Annotated in this window: 19 protein-coding genes and 1 other RNA gene; 8 read left to right on the top strand and 12 right to left on the bottom strand. The window is 41.6% G+C overall.

The window, feature by feature from the left end; genetic code table 11:
* Nucleotides 1-124: 124 nt before the first annotated feature.
* Nucleotides 125-751, bottom strand: coding sequence for a tetratricopeptide repeat protein (locus tag FD725_RS05825; RefSeq protein ID WP_256871857.1), 627 nt, complete (start codon nt 749-751; stop codon nt 125-127).
* 384 nt (nt 752-1,135) lie between these two features.
* Here FD725_RS05825 and FD725_RS05820 point away from each other — a divergent pair, with 384 nt between their 5' ends.
* Nucleotides 1,136-2,104 (top strand): TauD/TfdA family dioxygenase, encoded by a 969-nt coding sequence (locus tag FD725_RS05820; protein ID WP_179047248.1) that lies wholly within the window; start codon nt 1,136-1,138, stop codon nt 2,102-2,104.
* 311 nt (nt 2,105-2,415) lie between these two features.
* Here FD725_RS05820 and FD725_RS05815 read toward each other — a convergent pair whose 3' ends face one another.
* From FD725_RS05815 to purB, 3 genes are all read right to left on the bottom strand, one after another.
* Entirely contained in the window at nt 2,416-3,312 is an 897-nt protein-coding gene (locus tag FD725_RS05815) for a bile acid:sodium symporter family protein (protein WP_179047247.1), read from the bottom strand.
* A gap of 200 nt (nt 3,313-3,512) precedes the next feature.
* Complete coding sequence (aspS, locus tag FD725_RS05810; RefSeq protein WP_179047246.1) at nt 3,513-5,303, bottom strand: aspartate--tRNA ligase; 1,791 nt, start codon at nt 5,301-5,303, stop codon at nt 3,513-3,515.
* Nucleotides 5,304-5,487: 184 nt separating this feature from the next.
* On the bottom strand, nt 5,488-6,783 hold the full coding sequence (gene purB / locus FD725_RS05805) for an adenylosuccinate lyase (protein WP_179051436.1): 1,296 nt from the start codon (nt 6,781-6,783) through the stop codon (nt 5,488-5,490).
* 432 nt (nt 6,784-7,215) lie between these two features.
* Here purB and cobW point away from each other — a divergent pair, with 432 nt between their 5' ends.
* The gene (cobW, locus tag FD725_RS05800) at nt 7,216-8,280 is read left to right on the top strand and encodes a cobalamin biosynthesis protein CobW (RefSeq protein WP_179047245.1); all 1,065 of its coding nucleotides are present in this window, start codon (nt 7,216-7,218) and stop codon (nt 8,278-8,280) included.
* A 197-nt stretch (nt 8,281-8,477) separates the two neighbouring features.
* Nucleotides 8,478-8,681 (top strand): hypothetical protein, encoded by a 204-nt coding sequence (locus FD725_RS05795; RefSeq protein WP_179047244.1) that lies wholly within the window; start codon nt 8,478-8,480, stop codon nt 8,679-8,681.
* Between the two features lie 52 nt (nt 8,682-8,733).
* Here the strand turns inward: FD725_RS05795 and FD725_RS05790 are convergent, their stop codons facing one another.
* From FD725_RS05790 to FD725_RS05755, 8 genes are all read right to left on the bottom strand, one after another.
* Nucleotides 8,734-9,681 carry an FTR1 family protein gene (locus tag FD725_RS05790; RefSeq protein ID WP_179047243.1) on the bottom strand — a complete coding sequence of 316 codons (948 nt, stop codon included), beginning with the start codon at nt 9,679-9,681 and terminating at the stop codon, nt 8,734-8,736.
* Between the two features lie 193 nt (nt 9,682-9,874).
* Entirely contained in the window at nt 9,875-10,309 is a 435-nt protein-coding gene (locus tag FD725_RS05785; RefSeq protein ID WP_179047242.1) for a bacterioferritin, read from the bottom strand.
* 156 nt (nt 10,310-10,465) lie between these two features.
* Complete coding sequence (locus FD725_RS05780) at nt 10,466-11,503, bottom strand: helix-hairpin-helix domain-containing protein (protein WP_179047241.1); 1,038 nt, start codon at nt 11,501-11,503, stop codon at nt 10,466-10,468.
* Between the two features lie 328 nt (nt 11,504-11,831).
* Nucleotides 11,832-12,023, bottom strand: coding sequence for a hypothetical protein (locus FD725_RS05775; RefSeq protein WP_179047240.1), 192 nt, complete (start codon nt 12,021-12,023; stop codon nt 11,832-11,834).
* 25 nt (nt 12,024-12,048) lie between these two features.
* The gene (locus FD725_RS05770) at nt 12,049-12,501 is read right to left on the bottom strand and encodes a hypothetical protein (protein WP_179047239.1); all 453 of its coding nucleotides are present in this window, start codon (nt 12,499-12,501) and stop codon (nt 12,049-12,051) included.
* A gap of 22 nt (nt 12,502-12,523) precedes the next feature.
* Nucleotides 12,524-13,147 carry a hypothetical protein gene (locus FD725_RS05765; protein ID WP_179047238.1) on the bottom strand — a complete coding sequence of 208 codons (624 nt, stop codon included), beginning with the start codon at nt 13,145-13,147 and terminating at the stop codon, nt 12,524-12,526.
* Nucleotides 13,148-13,585: 438 nt separating this feature from the next.
* Nucleotides 13,586-14,071, bottom strand: coding sequence for a transposase family protein (locus FD725_RS05760; protein ID WP_256871856.1), 486 nt, complete (start codon nt 14,069-14,071; stop codon nt 13,586-13,588).
* Nucleotides 14,072-14,770: 699 nt separating this feature from the next.
* On the bottom strand, nt 14,771-15,091 hold the full coding sequence (locus FD725_RS05755; RefSeq protein WP_179047237.1) for a hypothetical protein: 321 nt from the start codon (nt 15,089-15,091) through the stop codon (nt 14,771-14,773).
* Nucleotides 15,092-15,593: 502 nt separating this feature from the next.
* Between FD725_RS05755 and FD725_RS05750 the strand changes: the two genes are divergently transcribed.
* The 5 genes from FD725_RS05750 (at nt 15,594) to FD725_RS05730 (ending at nt 19,348) form a co-directional block, all read left to right on the top strand.
* Nucleotides 15,594-16,085, top strand: coding sequence for a pentapeptide repeat-containing protein (locus FD725_RS05750; protein WP_372726724.1), 492 nt, complete (start codon nt 15,594-15,596; stop codon nt 16,083-16,085).
* The gene (locus FD725_RS05745; RefSeq protein WP_179047236.1) at nt 16,082-17,224 is read left to right on the top strand and encodes a 5-(carboxyamino)imidazole ribonucleotide synthase; all 1,143 of its coding nucleotides are present in this window, start codon (nt 16,082-16,084) and stop codon (nt 17,222-17,224) included. Before FD725_RS05750 ends, FD725_RS05745 begins: the two co-directional genes overlap by 4 nt.
* A gap of 60 nt (nt 17,225-17,284) precedes the next feature.
* Nucleotides 17,285-17,467: non-coding RNA, 6S RNA (gene ssrS / locus FD725_RS05740), on the top strand.
* A gap of 48 nt (nt 17,468-17,515) precedes the next feature.
* Complete coding sequence (locus FD725_RS05735; RefSeq protein ID WP_179046221.1) at nt 17,516-17,722, top strand: hypothetical protein; 207 nt, start codon at nt 17,516-17,518, stop codon at nt 17,720-17,722.
* Nucleotides 17,723-18,106: 384 nt separating this feature from the next.
* Entirely contained in the window at nt 18,107-19,348 is a 1,242-nt protein-coding gene (locus FD725_RS05730; protein WP_179051433.1) for a pitrilysin family protein, read from the top strand.
* Nucleotides 19,349-19,360 lie beyond the last annotated feature (12 nt).

Below are 19,360 nucleotides of genomic sequence, written 5' to 3'. Positions count from 1 at the left end.
ATTCTTGTCCTTTATTTTTGCAGAGATTTTCTCCAATCAGAATTCATCACAAATAGACATCTGGTAAAAATCTTTGTAGAGATGTTGTAGTGCAACGTCTCTACAAAAATTTCGGGCAACTTCGTCATGAAACAGCAGGATTATCTGAAGTTTTGATCCTTTGCAACATTTGCTCTACTTGGCTAGCTTTTTCATTTCTATTCTGTTGTTTAAATATATTTAAAGCTTTTTCCAAAGAAACTAGTGCTTCGTCTTTTTTGTTAGTCTGCAATAAAGCTAGTGCTAAATTTGTGAGTGCATCGGCGTAATTGGGGTTGATTTCTAGAGCTTTTCTATATTCTGTAATGGCATTATCCCAGCTACTTTGACTAGCATATACCATACCGATCGCATTATAGGCTAGGGCATACTGTGACTTAAAGCGGATGGCTTCTCGATAGGCGCTGATGGCTGCTGCTGTTTTCTTATTGCGGAAAAATACATTGCCTAATTGAAAATGACCAAAGGCATCTTCAGGAAATTTTTTCAGGAATCTACACAGGCTAGCTTCTGCACCGGGGAAGTTACCTTGAAAGTATAGCTCATTGGCTTGTTGGATTAATTGCGATCGCTCTTGTTGCGGATCTGCAAATTGTGCCTGTTTTTGTAATTGTTTTTGTCGCGGTTGTTTTTCGGTGTTGCTTAAAGTTTCCTGACAGGCGAGTTTTTCTGGCGACTGTTCCTGGGCTGTGGCTGGAGGCAATACACTCATCGTTGTGATGATACTCAGTGTTATACAGCTTAGAGGTTGAATAAATCCTGATTTCATTGCCCCACTCTCTCAATTATGCTCTATTACTTATGATACCTTCTCACCTTACACCCCTAAATTTCCTCACAGCCAATTCCTGACTAAATTTAAAGGCAATTTGCCCATATTAAAAGCCTCCGAACCTCGATTTTTTGCACAAATCGAGGTTATTTTTGGTTTATTTAGGGATATTTACAAAACAAAATACGGTAATCCTATCAATTTACCGTATAATACTTATGGCTTGATCGCTTCCTCCGAGATATTGCTGGTATTTAACTGCCACACCCAGGAAGTGAACGAGTGCCAACACAGCATATATGGAGTAAAATCCTGGAGATTTATATGAGCAACAAGCATATTGAAGTCAAACCCGTAGCTGGTTTCATCGGTGCAGAGATCAGTGGCATAGACTTGTCACGTCCTCTGCACGATGAAGCAGTTGCGGAAATTCGTCAAGCATGGTTAAAGTGGAAAGTCATTTTCTTTCGTGGTCAGAATATTGACCATGCTGCCCAGATTGCGTTCACATCTCGTTTTGGTGAAGTAACCTATGCACATCCCCACGAAGATGAGCCAATCGAAGGCTTTGCACAAATACTACCAATTGACCGCAGTCGCTACGAACGCCGTAATGGTTTGCGCCGTTCCAGCTACGAAAGCCGTTGGCATACTGATGTGACAGCAGTTGTTAACCCACCGGCGGGGTCTATTTTGCGGGCGGTGAATGTCCCCAGCATTGGTGGTGATACACAGTGGACTAATCTAGTTGCAGCCTATGAGGGTCTATCAGAACCTCTACGGAAACTAGCAGATGAATTAAAAGCAGAACATCGGTTCAATGCTCGTTTACGAATTCCCAGTAATAGCAAACTCGCTCAACGAATTGCTGCTAACCCACTGGTGTCAATTCACCCAGTCGTGCGGGTTCATCCAGAAACAGGTGAACGTGCATTGTTTGTCAATCCTGGTTTCACATCTCACATTCTGGATGTGTCACCACAAGAAAGCGAGCTGCTGCTAGAGTTGTTCTTCAACCAAATCACTAAGCCAGCCTATACTACCCGTTTCCGTTGGCACAATGGTGATATCGCATTCTGGGATAACCGCGCCACCTCACATTTAGCTCCCCAGGATTTAGATCATATAGAAGTTGAGCGCGTACTCTATCGCACCACCATCACTGGCGATGTTCCAGTTGGGCCTGATGGTTTCCGTTCGCAAATAGTTGAAGGTGAGCCGTTAACCAGTGAATTACCAACTGTCCTCAAGCAGAAAACTGAGAAGGTGTTAGCAGAACCAGCACTAAATTGAGCTAGGGAGTGCTATTCAAGTCAATCGCATAAATTATGTAGAGACGTTGCATTGCAACGTCTCTACCATTCACATTTAAAGGAAATTGGTATAAGTCCTATGATCCTCTAAGAGGGTGTTGGAAAAGTTTCAGTAGGTATAAAAATGTCATTCTGACTGGAGCGGAGCGCAAGGAAGAATCTAGGTTTTGTGGCACATACCGAGATGTTTCATTCCGCTACGCTGCATTCAACATGACAAAGAAACAGACTTTTCCAACGTCCTCTAAGAAATTGATGGCAAAAGTCCTCTGAATAAGCTTTCTCCTCATGCTAAACCTTACTCTCTAAAGGTTGCTGAAGCGATTTGGTAGCAGCCAACTTTCTCCCGTAGCTAATAGCAATCAATCCTGTCACATTCATAAATAAACTGTAAATTGCGGCTGGTATTGCCATCTCAGGATTGTTGAGTAATCCGGCGGTAATTGCGATCGCTAGTGTGCCATTTTGAATCCCCACCTCAATCGCAATGCAGATTTGCTGGGGAGAATTGAGGTTAAATAACTTGCTCACATAAAACCCCACCAACATTGAGATAGTATTCAACAGCACCACGCCAACTCCAACTTGGAGAATAAAGCCAGGGATACGGTTCCACTCACGAATAATCAGCACGAGAATAATTGCTGCTAGTAAAGCAACTGCTAGGCTGCTAGTCACTTTTTCCAGACGACGGGCCATTTCTGGAAATATCTGCCGCACCCCCATTCCTAACCCTATAGGCAGAAGCGTCATCAGAAAAATTTGCACTATTGTAGCACCAATGGGTAGAGCGATCGCCGCAGTTTGTCCAATGAAGTGCTGGTATGCTAGGTTTCCCAACACCGGAATAGTAAATACTGTAATCACACTGCTAAAAGCTGTTAGCGTGACTGAGAGTGCAACATCACCTTTAGCAAGGAATGTAATTATATTTGAAGATACCCCACCTGGACACAGTGCGACGATCATTAACCCCATAGCGATCGCAGGTTGCATAGGTACAACTTTAGCAATGACAAAACCAATCATAGGTAAAAAAACTAACTGACTGATCAAGCCAATTGAGACAGCTTTGGGATACTTTTTGACACGTTGGAAATCTTCTGGTACAAGAGATAAACCCATTCCTAGCATAATGATAGCCAAGGCTATAGGTAAAACAACCGCACTCAAAAAGCTTGCTTCCATAATCTAGGGAATAGGTTACAGGTTACAGGTTACAGGAAATGGGGAACAGAAAGAACCAAGCCGCCCATAAGGGGTGGGATTTTCACCTAAAAGTGATGAGTGTTGTGGCAGGGTAAGATTCCCGTGACAACACCCTCATTGGCGTATAGCCCTTTGGGCATGAAAACAGCGTAGCAGGACGTTAGTCCATTGCGACTTTGTTAAGATGGCTTGGGTTTGTAAGTCGAAGTCACCTGTAATTCTTTCAACTGCTTGACATCTACACTAGAAGGTGCATCTGTTAATAGACAACGTGCTTGTTGTGTCTTCGGAAAAGCGATGACATCTCGAATAGATTCTTCCTCAGCTAGTAACATTACCAAACGATCTACACCGTAGGCAATGCCACCATGAGGCGGTGTACCATATTCAAACGCTTCTAGTAAAAAGCCAAATTTATTTTGTGCTTCTTCCGGAGATAAACCGATGTTTTCAAACACCTGTTCTTGAATGTCCCGTTGATAAATCCGCAGACTACCACCACCAACTTCAAAGCCGTTGAATACTAAGTCGTAGGCTTGGGCGCGGGCAGTTTTTAAGTCATGCAAATCATCTGGGTGTGGTGCGGTGAAGGGATGGTGGAGTGCTTCTAGCCGCTTTTCGTCAGCATTCCACTCAAACATGGGGAAATCCACAATCCAGAGTAAGTTAATTTTATCTGGATCAATTAAACCAAACTCTTTAGCGATCGCCTGTCGTAATCTATCTAAAGTTTTATTCACAGTCACCGCATCACCAGCCCCAAACAATAACAAATGTCCTGGTTTGGCATCTGTGCGCTGCAAGATTTCTTGCTTTTGGGCATCTGTCAAGTTATCTTTAATCGCTCCGATGGTGTCAATTTCTCCATCCTCTCGCACCCGGATGAAAGCTAAACCTTTCGCACCAGCTTCGCTAGCTTCTTTAAATAAATCACCACCTGGCTTGATGCGAACATTAGAAATTTGTTCATTACCGTTGGGAATGGGCAGAATTTTCACAATCCCCCCATTAGCTACAGCCTCCCGAAAGACTTTAAAACCAGAGTCTTTCATCACGTCGGAAACGTTAACCAATTCCAACCCATAACGAGTATCTGGTTTATCGCTACCATACCGTTCCATCCCTTCGGCATAGGTAAGACGGGGGAATGGACGATGTAACTCAATTCCCTTCACAGTTTTGAAGATATGACAAACTAACTTTTCGTTCAGTTCGATAATTTCTTCTTGAGACATGAAACTCATTTCCATGTCCAACTGCGTAAATTCTGGTTGTCTGTCAGCGCGTAAATCTTCGTCACGAAAGCAGCGAGCAATTTGGTAGTATCTATCCATCCCCGATACCATGAGTATCTGTTTAAATAACTGGGGAGATTGGGGTAAGGCAAACCACTCACCAGGGTTGACGCGACTGGGTAAAACATAGTCCCGTGCGCCTTCTGGGGTAGAACGAGTCAGGATGGGGGTTTCAATTTCCATAAAACCTTCTACATCCTCCAAGTAGCGCCGCATTGATTTGACGACTTGATGACGTAGCTGCATATTACGCGCCATGCGATCGCGTCGCAAGTCCAGGTAACGATATTTTAGCCGCAAGTCTTCCCGCACTGACTCCGTATCGGCACTGGACACTTGGAACGGTAACTGTTTGCGGACACCGTTCAGCAAAGCAATTTTATCGGCATAGATTTCTATCTCGCCTGTGGGGATGCGCGTATTCAGAGATTCTTCTGGACGTTGTGTTACCCTACCAGTAATTTCGACGACGTATTCATTACGCAGAGCATTAGCTTGCTCGTAAGAATTTGGGGTGCGTTGAGGATCGCTGACAATTTGGACAGTGCCAGAGCGATCGCGCAAATCTAAGAATATCACGCCCCCATGATCGCGGCGACGGTCTACCCATCCATATAAGGTAACAGTTTCTCCAATATTCTCTTTTCGGAGTTCGCCGCAATAGTGAGTTCGCATAATTGTTAATCTGTTCTTCCGGGCTAGATTGGCTAGTGAATGTCAAAGCTTTCCCATTATCTAGCATCAATCGTATCTAATTGAAGGACAGTTGGCATATTATCTTGGCAAAAAGCAGCGTAATGAGGAAATGATTGTGTAGAGACGTTGCAATGCAACGTCTCTACAGGAATTGACACAAAGATTAAATGTCTAAACGGTGATAAATTTGCTCTAAATGTTTGAGATGCTGTTGAGGGTCAAAACACACGGCAAGTTCTGCTGGTGATAGCTTTTGAGTCACACGGGCATCTTGACTAATCAAGTCATGGAAGTTACCTTCTGGTTTGTTCCACGCCGCATGGGCATTTTGTTGAACGATCGCATAAGCTTCTTCGCGGTTCAATCCTTTGTCTATCAAGGCTAGTAGCACTTTCTGACTAAACACAACCCCACCATAACAGTTGAGGTTTCGCGCCATATTTTCGGGATAGACTAACAGGTTTTTCACCAAATCCGTGACTTCCTTTAGCATAAAATGCGTCAAAATACAAGCATCTGGTAAAACCACCCGTTCCACAGAACTGTGAGAAATATCTCGTTCATGCCACAAAGCCACATCTTCTAAGGCCGCACCAGCGTGACTTCTAATTAGTCGCGCCATACCTGTCAGCCGTTCGGAACGGATGGGGTTACGCTTGTGAGGCATGGCACTAGAGCCTTTTTGCCCCTTAGAGAAAAATTCCTCAACTTCCAGAACGTCTGTTTTTTGGAGATTGCGAATTTCCACAGCAAAGCGTTCAATAGAAGCGGCGATGAGGGCTAATTGTTGGACAAAATCAGCATGGATATCGCGGGAAATCACTTGTGTAGAAGCTGTATCGGGTTTAAGTCCGAGTTTTGCACAAGCGATCGCTTCAACGCGGGGTTCAATATTAGCATAGGTTCCCACAGCCCCAGAAATCTTGCCGACAGCAATAGTTTCCCGGAGAATTTGCAGCCGTTGTTGGTGTCTTAGTACTTCTGCCAACCAACCAGCCAGTTTAAAGCCAAAAGTGATTGGTTCGGCGTGAATACCGTGCGATCGCCCAATCATTACTGTATAACGGTGTTCTCGTGCCTTCTGGCGAATTACCTGAATCAAATCTTCCAGGCGTTGCGCCAAGACATCCAAACTAGCAACTAATTGTAGTGCCAACGCTGTATCAAGGACATCCGAACTAGTCAAGCCCAGGTGAATATAACGTCCAGCATCACCTACATACTCATTGACATTGGTCAAAAAGGCAATGACATCGTGGCGGACTTCCGCTTCTATCTCTAAGACTCGCTGCGGATCAAAATCTGCTTTAGCTTTAATTTCCTCAACAGCATCAGAGGGAATATAACCCAGTTCCGCTTGGGCTTCACAAACTGCAATTTCTACCTGGAGCCAGGTTTTGAACTTATAAGCCTCAGTCCACAGGTTGCCCATTTCGGGCAAAGTATAACGCTCAATCAACGTTCGCGGCAGAATACAACTGTCATATTTTACCTTGCTTTGTCTGTCAAGGGAACAGGCAATAGGCAATAGGCAATAGGCAATAGGTAGAGAATCTGTGTAATTAACGTGAGTTCGATGCACAAGATTTTGACCTCACCCCCAGCCCCTCTCCGACGCGGAGAGGGGAGCAAAGAGCATCACGTATCAACGAAAAATTAAGCTTTTAAAGCCTCTCTCCTTGCAGGGGAGCCAGTTGCGTGGGCGGGTTTCCCGACTTGAGCAAACTGGCGTGAGAGGTTTGGAGAGGGGTTTTTCCAGTCGTCGAACTCACGTGTAATTAATTGTGTCCAAGTAATTAACGGGGAAAAGTTAGCTTTCAATCTACCGAGAGATCAGGCAAAATGCAAAGAGGCTTAATTTATCGCTGCTGTATTAAATACTGATCAAATAATGGCAACCAAGATTCCTGTTACAGTAATTACCGGCTTTTTAGGTAGTGGTAAAACTAGCCTAATTCGCCATCTCTTGCAAAACAACCAAGGTCGTCGCATTGCTGTGTTAGTCAACGAATTTGGCGAACTGGGTATTGATGGCGAGTTGTTGAAATCCTGCCAAGTTTGCCCAGAGGATGAAACTGAGGGGAGTAATATTTTTGAACTGACTAACGGCTGTTTATGCTGTACCGTCCAAGAGGAGTTTTACCCGACGATGCAACAGCTACTCAAACGGCGCGATCGCATTGACTGTATTGTCATTGAAACTTCTGGTTTAGCTTTACCCAAACCATTGGTCAAGGCTTTTCGTTGGCAAGAAATTCGCAATGCTGCCACAGTAGATGCAGTGGTGACAGTGGTAGATTGTGCGGCTGTTGCATCGGGGACATTTGCCAGTGATTTAGAGGCGATCGCTTCCCAACGCCAAGCTGATGATAGTCTAGAACATGAAACACCATTACAAGAATTGTTTGAAGATCAACTAGCTTGTGCCGATTTGGTGGTGTTGAGTAAAACTGATTTGATAGACGAGAAAACGAAATCACAAGTTGAAGAATTAGTCAAGCAAGAATTGCCCAGAGTGGTGAAAATTGTCGAGAGCGATCGCGGTCAACTCGATCCATCTATATTATTAGGATTACAAGCTGCCGTTGAAGATAATTTAGATAGTCGTCCCAGCCATCACGACACAGAAGAAGACCACGATCACGATGAAGATATTATTTCTACCCATCTGATTTTAGACCAGGCCTTCGACCCAGAACAATTACAACAAAAGTTGCAAGCGATCGCCAACCAACAAGAAATTTACAGAATTAAAGGCTTTGTTTCTGTACCAAATAAACCGATGCGTCTAGTTATGCAAGGTGTAGGAACCCGATTTGATCAATTTTATGATCGCCTTTGGCAACCAGCAGAAGCAAGACAAACCCGCTTAGTCTTCATCGGTCGTGATTTAGATGCAAACGAGATCAAATCTCAGTTGCTAGGAGAGTCAACGGTCATTTTTCACGGAGAATAAATTCCTCGCCGGAAAAATTTTAGCCACCCTTTCCAATCTCCGTCTGTGCGGATAGCCATGAGTCGATCATGGTATTCTATTCTCGCTCATCAAATAGGAATGTAAAATATCTACCATCGCTGGTACAGTCGCCATAATGCGTCTATGTTTGTCATAATAAGTAGCCAAATTGCTCACGAGGCATGGCAGATTGAGTGATGACAGACAACCAAATTAAAATTCACCTACTCGTTGGTATCCGAGGGTTGACTTTATTGGTTTTCTACACAGAATCTGACTGCTGGCAATTTCGGTTGCTGAGTTTGGGTGGTAGTGTCTTTGGACAAAGCAAAATATATTTTACCGCCCAAGCAGCTGAAAAAGCAGGACGTGAATGGATTAATAATGATTTCCAGGATTAAGTTTTTTGCCTCAAAAATTTGATGATTTTATCTAATCTTTCGCAGTACTAATTCATCGTTTAGCAACTGATAAATTTTTACTAGATTTCATGGCCCCACTATTTAAACTGCGGAAATATAAACCACCAACGGTGAGTAAAAATATCAGATATCCTAATGCTTGGATGAGATAGAGATGTTCTCTATAGCCAAATAAAGATTTGAGAACAATACCAGGAAACTGTTCATCTGGCAATATTTTCTGAGTATTCCAGACTAGCGGACCCAAGATGCAAGAGTGAATTTTTGTGAAACGTTCGTAATAGAAACAAAGACTTTCAGAAGCACGACTACTCAGAGCTAAATTAGCGATCGCATCATCAAAATGTGTCAAAGTAGAAACAACTAAACCCGCAACGATGAGTACTAAGAAAACCCCCATGACTTGAAAGAATTGGCGGATATTAATTTTTACTCCCAACTTAAATAAGAGTACACCGATCGCCACGGCAGTTGCCAACCCTCCAAGCGCGCCTATGGTGGGGACAAATCCCTGTTGGAAATTGGCGGCGATGAATAAAACCGTCTCAAAGCCTTCACGCAGAACAGCCACCAAAACTAAACTAAAAACACCCCAACCAGCACGAACATTTTGTGATAATGCTTCAGTAACAGCGCCTTCTACTTGCGCTTTCATGAATTTGGCTTGCTGAGTCATCCAAATTAACATCCAACTGAGCATAGCGATCGCTAGTACACTAAATATGCCTTCTAGCATCGGCTCTACTGTGGTTGTGTACTGGGGATTGGCTGCACCCACAACTTTAATTATCCAACTAAACAGCACGCCAATCAAAGCGCTGACGATAATTCCCACGCCGACACCAGCATATACCCAAGAGTTGAGGCGGGATTGTTTAGCTTTTTTTAATAAAGCCAACACAATTCCCACCACTAAAGCAGCTTCTACTCCTTCTCGGAGTGTAATAACAAAAGTAGGTAGAGCAGTACTAAAGTTCATGGTTTTTAGTCATTGGTCATTGGTCATTGGTCATTAGTCATTAGTCATTGGTTATTGGTCATTAGTCAACCAATACCTTCGCCATTTTTTGGTAGCTTGGGTTCTTGCCTTAACCCAACTTTGTATATTTAGCGAAGGTATTATCAACAGTCTAGAATTAAAGCTCTGACTATTGACTATTGACTATTGACTATTAACTGAAATCGCGCAGCATTTTTTTCAGTTCAAGATTGTGTAGTTCTTCTTGTCCAATCATGCTCCGAGCGAATTCTTCAAGATAAATACTGGCATTGGTTACAGTATCTAACAAAGTTTTATACATTTCCAATGCTTTCTTTTCATGAGACAAGCTTTCTGCCAAAATATCCTTGACAGAATGCTTATAAGTTTCCTCCATTGGTGTGATTCTTAGGGTAGGATGTCCATCTAAACCTGTCAGGATTTCTCCTACTTGTTGAGCATGGAGTAGAGATTCACTGGCTTGGGCTTTGAAAAAAGCCACAATGGGAATACGGTTAGGGCCAGTCACCATCAGGGAATAATGTGTGTAGCGCACTACCCCGGCGAGTTCAAACTCCATGATGGCGTTGAGAATGTCTATCGTTTTTTTGTGGTCAAGCTCTTGCATTAGTTGTTAATTACAATTGAGAAATGGAGCGTCGTCATGAGTAAGAGATTACAGGTGTTAAAAGCTAAGATAATGTTCACTTTTAACTTTTAACAATAGCCTCATTGCTCATTCATTTTAAACTTGTTAGTTTATCACTCCCACCGAGTTATTAATCTATTTTTGTGCTTGTGTGCTGGATTGATCAATCACCTTTTGCGAGTTTAGCTCAATAGTTTTGACTAACTTGGTGACTTCATCAGGTGTTTTCACAGGTTTTGCTGGTGGGATAGCGGCTGGCCAGACTTTGATGAGTTCAGCTAGACTAGTTTCAATAGCTTTGTGGGCTTCTGGATTCGCTTGGGCTACCTGTGCCGCAATCCCTTGATACAATTCGTTGGTGTAGACGACAAAACCACGAGAGTCCTGATATTCAATTGCCGCAGCTATTTTACCATTAGCGATCGCTGCTCCATACTCGGAGTTAGCTGCATCCAACAAGCCGTTAACCACTTGCAAGATAAATCCCGGTTTGGTACGTTGGGCTTCTGGTAAGGCAGCGATCGCACCATCAATTGCCTGCACGGAAGCAGTAAAATTAGTCTTGACTTTCGCATCTTTGGGCTGAGATTTGACCAAATCTTGCAAACTCACCAAAGTAGTCTTAAATTCCTTAACTTTACGTTCATTAAGTTGTTCTTCGACATCCACATAAATCTCTTCTACCGGGTGTCCTATATGGGGTTCGGCTTGTTTTGGCTGATTTTGATCAAGCAGTTCTTTTGCAACTAACATATGACCTTTCATTAACCCCATTTTGGTCATATAGTCAACGTCCTTAGCCTCACCCGTTAACACCACCTCTTGCACAGTTACCATGTCTTTAATCTGGTCAAACTGCTCTTGAGTGATTACCTTCTTAGTGACTAAATCTTCTGGGCTACCGTAAGGGCGATTAGCTTGAATTTTGTTTGATAAAGCTGGTACACCTAATTTGGCTTCAAACTTATCCAACTCCGACAAGATAGCATCATTGATATTAATTTTGGCTTTACTACCATGACTACTATGATTCACAGCCTCGGTTGTCTGAGTTGTAGAGTTGACAGTAGCTGGTGGCGAATTTTCTGCTGTTGGTGTTCCACCAGTGCAGGAACTGAGAGAAACAATGACACAAGCAGCCACAGCCAAACAGATGTAACGAGATTTCATCATTTTTGCGCCTAAAGGGAATTAAAAGCTAAAAATTGCTAATTTTTCAGCTATTGCCAAGCAGGAAACTTGATATATTTTTGCAATAGATATTATGATGATTTATCATAAATGATAGAATTTATCAACTAATTCCCACAACTTCCAGTTAAATTTAACGATATTTTTGAACTTACTGAGTAACTTAGAAAACTCTGAGATTTATAATTTAGATTAGGCAATAGCCTAGTTTTGGCAATTCCCAGGTATTAACCTGGGAATCAAAACACAAAAACACAAAAAACCAACTAGACTCCGTGTTTGTCTAAAACCTTAAGACGACAGGGAGTCTTTACTTTTCAGACACAGCAAACTTACCGTCAATTGGCAAAGATTTCACATGATAACCGTGAAATTTTTCTTTTTGACTAACGCGCATCATCGCTGTCGGGAATGTCATAGCCATGAGTGCAAAAACTCCCACCAACATCCAGACATATTTATGCAGTTGTTTGCTTGATATGTATCTCTTTTCTAATTCCATAATTCTCGTTCTCCACTCTTTCTAGTTAACTCAACGGCAGATAGGGAAATAAGGGATGCCAACTCATTGCCGTAGCCGCAATAATTAACACAGACATCCAAAAAAAGATGGTTCTCGATTTAATCTGTTTGTTGTGCCAAAGCATAGATAAAATCGCCCAACTAATTAGCCAACCCAGCAACAACATTGTTTCCTTACCTGTATAACTGCCAATATTGCCCCATAACTTGCTAGGGTTATCACTTCCTGGTATCCATTTCCCCAACTCCCAAATCATTTTTTCTCTAGCTTTAGATGTGTCTGATAAGTGATGAATTACCATCATTGTGAAACAGCCAATCCCCGCACTAATTAATGCTGCTGCCGCTAACCCAGAACTATGAGGTGGATTTTGTGAACCCTCCGCTAAAGTTCGCGGAAACCTCTTCAAATAATTCCAAAATCGACTATAAATAGGTTCAGAAATTTGTCTCACCATTACACTATCCTCAAATATTTGCTTACAAAGCGTGGATTTTGGCCACACCTAAACCTGTGACTAATCCACCCATTGCAAAAAACATCATTGCCATTAAAGCTACACAAGTAGCTGTTAAAACTGGACGGTTTTGCTTCTCTAAAATTGCATCACCGTACTTCCATAAAATCCAAGTACAAGCTACTCCTAAAGGCAAAGTAAACAAAACACTAAATTCGTGATACTCCATGAGAACATATTGTCCTAATGGTGAATTTTCCTTTAGCCATGCCCTTGCACCTCCAAATTCCATGCCAGCACGGTAACGCATATATGCCAAATTACCTGTAGCTATCCCTAAAAAAGTGATAATAGTTGACCAAAATGTCAGGGTACGCATCTGGGGCAAAATTTTACTAACTCCTCTCAATAAAGGAAAAGCTAAATGCCCCGTGTACACAGCGACAACTGTGGCTAACAATGCACCAAAGCCATGAATTGTTCCAAGCCATCGCTGCCAAGGACTAGGATGTAAGAGATTAAAAAAGGGCAAGAACATAAACATTCCTGCTGATAAAATGCTTAATCCATAAACAGCAACCTTAGCAATATCTAGCTGCTTAGGAAACTCATGGGAACTTGCTTCAATCTGTGAGTCTAGCACCATAAAAACCTCTCCTTGATCTGAAAAAACTATTGATTCAATCTAGCTGATATGCGGACTTTTTCTTCTAACTATCTACTGTCACACCAGGAAATATCCCACTAGATAGAAGAATTAATAGTTCTTTAATGCTGATGTATTTGAGAATACATATTTTTGCAGGCAAAATGAATATTTTTCATTTAGAAATATTCTATTTCTTAGTAATATGGTGATAACTTTTTCTTATTATTTTATTAGTGAAAATCCTGTATATAGGAATCAAATCTGATTTGATTTTTGAATAAAATTAAGTATTTGTAGGGTGCGTAATTTCTGACTTCTGAATTCTTCTTCAAGACTTCAGTCTAACGCACCGCAACCCTGAATTTGGTGCGTTGCACTGCGTGACAACACACCCTACGTAATTTTCAGAAATCAAGGCAGACTCCCCTATATTTGCTAATTTTTATGACAAGAATTAACTGATAACAACTTGAATTTATCTACGTCAAGTTTGGCTTGTTGTTTTTGCTCAACATAATTAACAATATTCTTGACCTGTTCAATATTTAAATTCTCTTGTTTGCTGATTTGTTCAATGCTAGAACTGTGAACTTGAGAGTAAATATTCACTTCATATCTTTGTGTGTACTTTCTTCTATAATCAATAAAATTTAACTGCTCTGTAATATAACGTTGACAGATTCGACAATAAAATTGTCGGCGAGGTAACTTCAAGTAAACAGGTTTACCAAAAGCTGATAAGTCTCTGACTAAAATGGGTCGTACTTGATGTAGTTCTTCCGTGTAATCATGGAAATATGAACAATAAATTCCCTTGGCTAAAATTTTCAAATTAAAGGTTATTGCATCCGGGGAATAATGCCAAGAATCTACTTCTACTCCTGGTAAATCTAGTAAATTTGTGAAATCTAATTCCATCATAGAATTTGAACTGTTAATAAACAGTTACTACAAAATTGTCGGTTATGGGAATTCAGTATGAGTTGATCCTTCCTATCTTTAAATAGAAATCTTTTGCATTAAGTAAAGCACACTATTATCAATCACCAACACTCATGCTCAAGTTTCTAAAAACTAGCATCAGGCATTTAGTTAGTGCTGGCTACTTCTGGCTGATAGTCAACAAGCTTATTTTTTGCTTAAAAGTCAATAGATGTATGGTAGGGTTTTGGGTGATTGAACTAGATAATTGTATTTTTCGCAATAGTATTGCAAATAAATCACAATAAATACAATATGTGATCTCCGCTTTATTGTCAATTACTATCAATTATTTTTGAACATAAAGTCTCTATGCCATAGCTTGATGAATAGATTGGGTGATAGTAAAAGAATTTGATGCACTCTTTGAGCCTGAGAGGCTGTTTGAGAAGTCTTTAATAGTGGCGTGGCAAGGCTAAAATAGTGTTGTTGCGTACTCCTTCGGAGAACCCGCAGGGTAGTGCAACGCACCGCCAATGAGATTAAGACGGTGCGTTACTTCATTAACGCACCCTACAAAAATAAAAATCTATCACCACATTTAAAGCTTGCCACGACACTACTAATACTAAAAACTGCTCTTGCTGAAGGTAAAGTCAAGAGCAGTTGTTTAATGATATAAAGTCCTGGATTTTTAATTTACGCATCTTCAGGTTCAAGTTGAGCCACTGTAACTGCATTCACAGCAAAAGCAAATACTAAAGGCATAGGACATCTGAGAACTAAGGTAGAAATTACTGCTAAGACAGTGCTAATCACTGCTGAGAATGACCAGATTTTTTCTTCAAAAGTTAGGCCTTTTTCTGATTTAATCACTCTGAGAACATGAACTGGAATTGGTTCAGGCATCACACATCCCGGAGGAAAAGCCCAATAATGATTCCGACGTTCTTCAAATAATTCTGTCCAGCCGTTTTCTTCGCACCAGGCTTCGATCCATTCAATAGAGTAGTGAGTCATAATTACAGTTACTGATTGGTCTTGGAGAATTTGTTTATTTGGGGAAGATAAATCTTGAGAAAATGTATAGTTAGCTAGTAGCTACATTATGGAATTAAGATTAATACTCCTCATATAGAGATTAAGCACCAGAAACATCAATTTCGCACTTAATGCTCACCTTGATTAACAGACTAACAGTCTACATTCTCCAATGAACATAAAAGACAATAAACTTTACTATCAACAACTTCAGGTTAACAATTGTAAATATGCCGATTAGTGATTGCTCATATTCATATCACCAAAACCATCGATAAAAATCAAGAATTGTAAACAAAGGCTGATTAATTACTAAAGGTTATTGACTTAATACTTTACATACCTACTCCAGCAATCATGGGAAAAATTGGGGATCTCAACCTGATAAATGAGCTGATCACTGGATTTTTATGACAAAATGTTAAGCAGTGAATGGGAAAAACTGCCAGTGGCAATGAAAAAACAACCAAGTCGTCATATCATGACTTTGTGGCAACAAGGATTAATCATAGCGTTAGCGATCGCCTTATTTTGCCTACCCTATCCAGCGCTAGCAGATTGGACTCATCCTTTATCATTTAGCAACGCTGAATTATCGAGGCATAACTTTGCGGGAGAAAGTTTACAAGCGGCGGAGTTTTCTAACGCTAACCTAGAAATGACAAACTTTGTCGGTGCTGACTTACGTGGTGCAGTCTTGAGTGCTTCGGTGATGACACAAGCAAATCTCCACGGAGCAGATTTAACTAATGCTATGGTCGATCAGGTAAACTTAACAGGAGCTGATTTAAGTAATGCCGTTTTTAAAGAAGCTCTTTTACTCCGCGCCATATTTAATGATGTGAACATAGAAGGTGCAGACTTTACTGACGCAATTTTAGATAAGGCACAAATCAAAGAACTTTGTACGAAAGCTAGCGGAGTCAATTCACAAACCGGCAGAGAAACTCGTGATTCCTTGGGATGTCGATGAAGCGTGTAGGTATAATTGGTGGCGGACAGCTAGCTTGGATGATGGGAGATGCAGCCAAGCAGCTAGGTGTAGAATTAATAGTGCAAACTCCCAGTCATCTTGATCCGGCTGTATCCATTGCCCAAGATATTGTTTTAGCCGATGTTGATGATGTTCATGGTACAGAAATTTTAGCCCAAAAAAGCGACATCATTACTTTTGAAAACGAGTTTGTCAATTTAGAGGCTCTAGCAGTCTTAGCCAATCAAGGTGTTTGTTTCCGTCCCAGGTTAACAGCTTTAGCACCTCTTTTAGATAAATATCACCAGCGTTGCTATTTACGCGATTTAGGTTTACCCGTTCCCCAATTTTTTGCTCTCGAACAACCAGAAAATATTCCCTCCATCATTGCACATTTAGGTTTTCCCCTAGTCCTCAAATCTCGTCGCCACGGTTATGACGGACAAGGTACATACATCATTGATGATGCAGCCAGCTTGGAGCAAATCATAGAAATAAATCAGCCCAGAAATACAGCATTTTTAATCGAAGAATTTATCCCCTTTCAACGAGAACTAGCGGTAATTGCTGCCCGTTCCGTAGATGGGGAAGTTGTCATCTATCCAGTGGTAGAAACTCAACAAGAAAAACAGGTATGTCGGCGAGTCATTGCACCTGCCGATATTACCCCTGAGCAAATGGATGTGTCAGAGGCGATCGCTCATAAACTATTAAATAGCCTGGAAGTAGTCGGAGTATTTGGCATCGAATTATTTCTCACAGCCGCAGGTAAAGTCTTAGTCAATGAAATTGCCCCCCGTACCCACAATTCTGGGCATTTTTCTCTAGATGCTTGTGAAACTTCGCAATTTGAACAGCACCTCAGAGCCGTTTGTGGCCTACCTTTAGGCAATCCCGCTTTACAATGCGCCAGTGCTGTCATGGTCAACCTGCTGGGGTATGAAGATTCTCAAAGTGATTACCAAAATCAGCGCCAACAAATAGCCACCATTCCCCAAGCCCACGTTCATTGGTATGGGAAAACAGCATCTCGTCCAGGGCGAAAACTAGGACACGTCACTGTTTTGTTAAACCAACATAACCAAACTGCGGCGTGTGAAATTGCCAACACCATAGAAAATATCTGGTATTCTGGCTAAATTCCCCAGAGAAATTTCTCATGCCCTACACAACATCTATTTGAAAGCTATAATGAGTGAGTTGCACTACGACGTTGGTGACTGCCATCAAGTTTTTTGATCTATGTCTTTAAGAAAAAGGGAGCTAACATCTCTCGTGGCAGTAAACCGGGCGTGTACCCGGAAACTTTAAACGACGAAAATCGGTTCCCCCCTGGTTTAACCAGGTCATAAACTTAGGTAAAACGGCGTTGTGGTGAACTCAAAATTTTTAGCTCCCAAGGTTTAGTTAAAACCTGGGAGCTTTAATTTTTGGTCAATGGTCAATGGTCAATGGTCAATGGTCAATGGTCAATGGTCAATGGTCAATGGTCAATGGTCAATGGTCAATGGTCAATGGTCAATGGTCAATGGTCAATGGTCAATGGTCAATGGTCAATGGTCAATGGTCAATGGTCAATGGTCAATGGTCAATGGTCAATGGTCAATGGTCAATGGTCATTAGTCAATAGTCATTAGGAGCCAGCTGCTTGCTGGAGGTTCCCTGTTGTGTAGACTGGCGTTCAAAATCAAGGTTTTTGGACTGTTGACTACCCTCAGAAGAGTTTTTTGGTTCAGTCGTAAGTCCTATTATCTCAATAGCAGACAGAAAAACAAAATTTCTGTTACCTGTCACCTGTCACCTGTCACCTGTCACCTGTCACCTGTCACCTATTCCCTATTCCCTGTTTGGTAAATACAATCACCTCTTCAAAACCAAGACCCAAAGAAAAATCCACTCTGTATCGACTTTTGTATCACTTGATTCCAAATTGGGTGTCATTCAGAGTTAATATTACAAAAATAAAGTTAAATTGTGGTTAAAGATACAAAACATTGTCACAACAACAATTAACAGACTCTGTGTTTCCAGCCTCAGTTTTCCGACTAGACAATGGTTTAACCTTTATTCATCAAGAGATTCCCACTACTCCCGTAGTTGTGGCTGATGTTTGGGTGCGCGCTGGGGCTATGTGTGAGCCAGAACCGTGGTTTGGCATGGCACACTTTTTAGAACACATGATTTTTAAAGGTACAGCCACCTTACCCCCAGGAATGTTCGATTCTCAAATCGAAAACAGGGGTGGAGTCAGTCATGCTGCTACCAGCTACGATTATGCCAATTATTCTCTGACAACAGCTGCACCTTACCTAGAAGATACCTTACCTTGCTTGAGTGATCTACTGATCAACGCAGCAATTCCCGAAGATGAATTTAGCCGCGAACGGGATGTAGTGCTAGAAGAAATCCGCGCTTGCTATGATGATCCCGATTGGATAGGCTTTCAATCTTTGCTGCAAAGCGTTTACCCAAATCATCCCTATGGACGTTCAATTTTGGGGACTGAGGCAGAACTGATGCAGCACTCACCACAAGCAATGCGTTGTTTTCATCGCGCACACTACCAACCGGAAAACATGACAGTGGTAATCGCTGGTGGTATTGCCCAACAGCCAGCCTGGGAATTAGTGCATCGTTCCTTTGCTAATTTTGCCGAACCTGTTGAGTGTCCACAAATCTCACCAGTCGCTAAACCAGTCATCACAGGAATTCATCGTCAAGAATTAGACATACCACGGATAGAGCAAGCCCGACTACTGCTAGCCTGGGTTGTGCCAGGAGTAGAGCAACTGCGTACAGCTTATGGTTTAGATTTGTTATCAGTATTGTTAGCAGAAGGAAGAACTTCGCGCCTAGTCCGAGATTTGCGAGAAGAATTACAACTTGTCCAAGGAATTTGTACTAACTTCTCTCTGCAATGTGCATCAAGTTTATTTACAATTACCGCTTGGTTAGAGCCAGAACACCTAGAAACAGTTGAAAACTCGATTTTAAGTCATCTGCATGACATCCAAACCATAGGGTTGAGTGAACAGGAACTTACTCGTACACGCAGACTCTTATGTAATGAATATGCCTTTTCCACAGAAACACCCAATCAGCTGACAGGACTTTATGGATATTACAACACGATCGCCCAAGCAGAGTTAGCCACAACCTATCCCCACCAAATTCAATCATTTGAGATCCCAGAACTGCAACAATTAGCTAAACAGCATCTTTCATTAGAAAATTATGCTGTAACTATCCTCAAACCTCTGTAGTCAATAATCAAA

The organism is Nostoc sp. TCL26-01 (assembly GCF_013393945.1).
Taxonomy (GTDB): domain Bacteria; phylum Cyanobacteriota; class Cyanobacteriia; order Cyanobacteriales; family Nostocaceae; genus Trichormus.
This window is presented reverse-complemented; position numbering and strand designations above follow the sequence as displayed.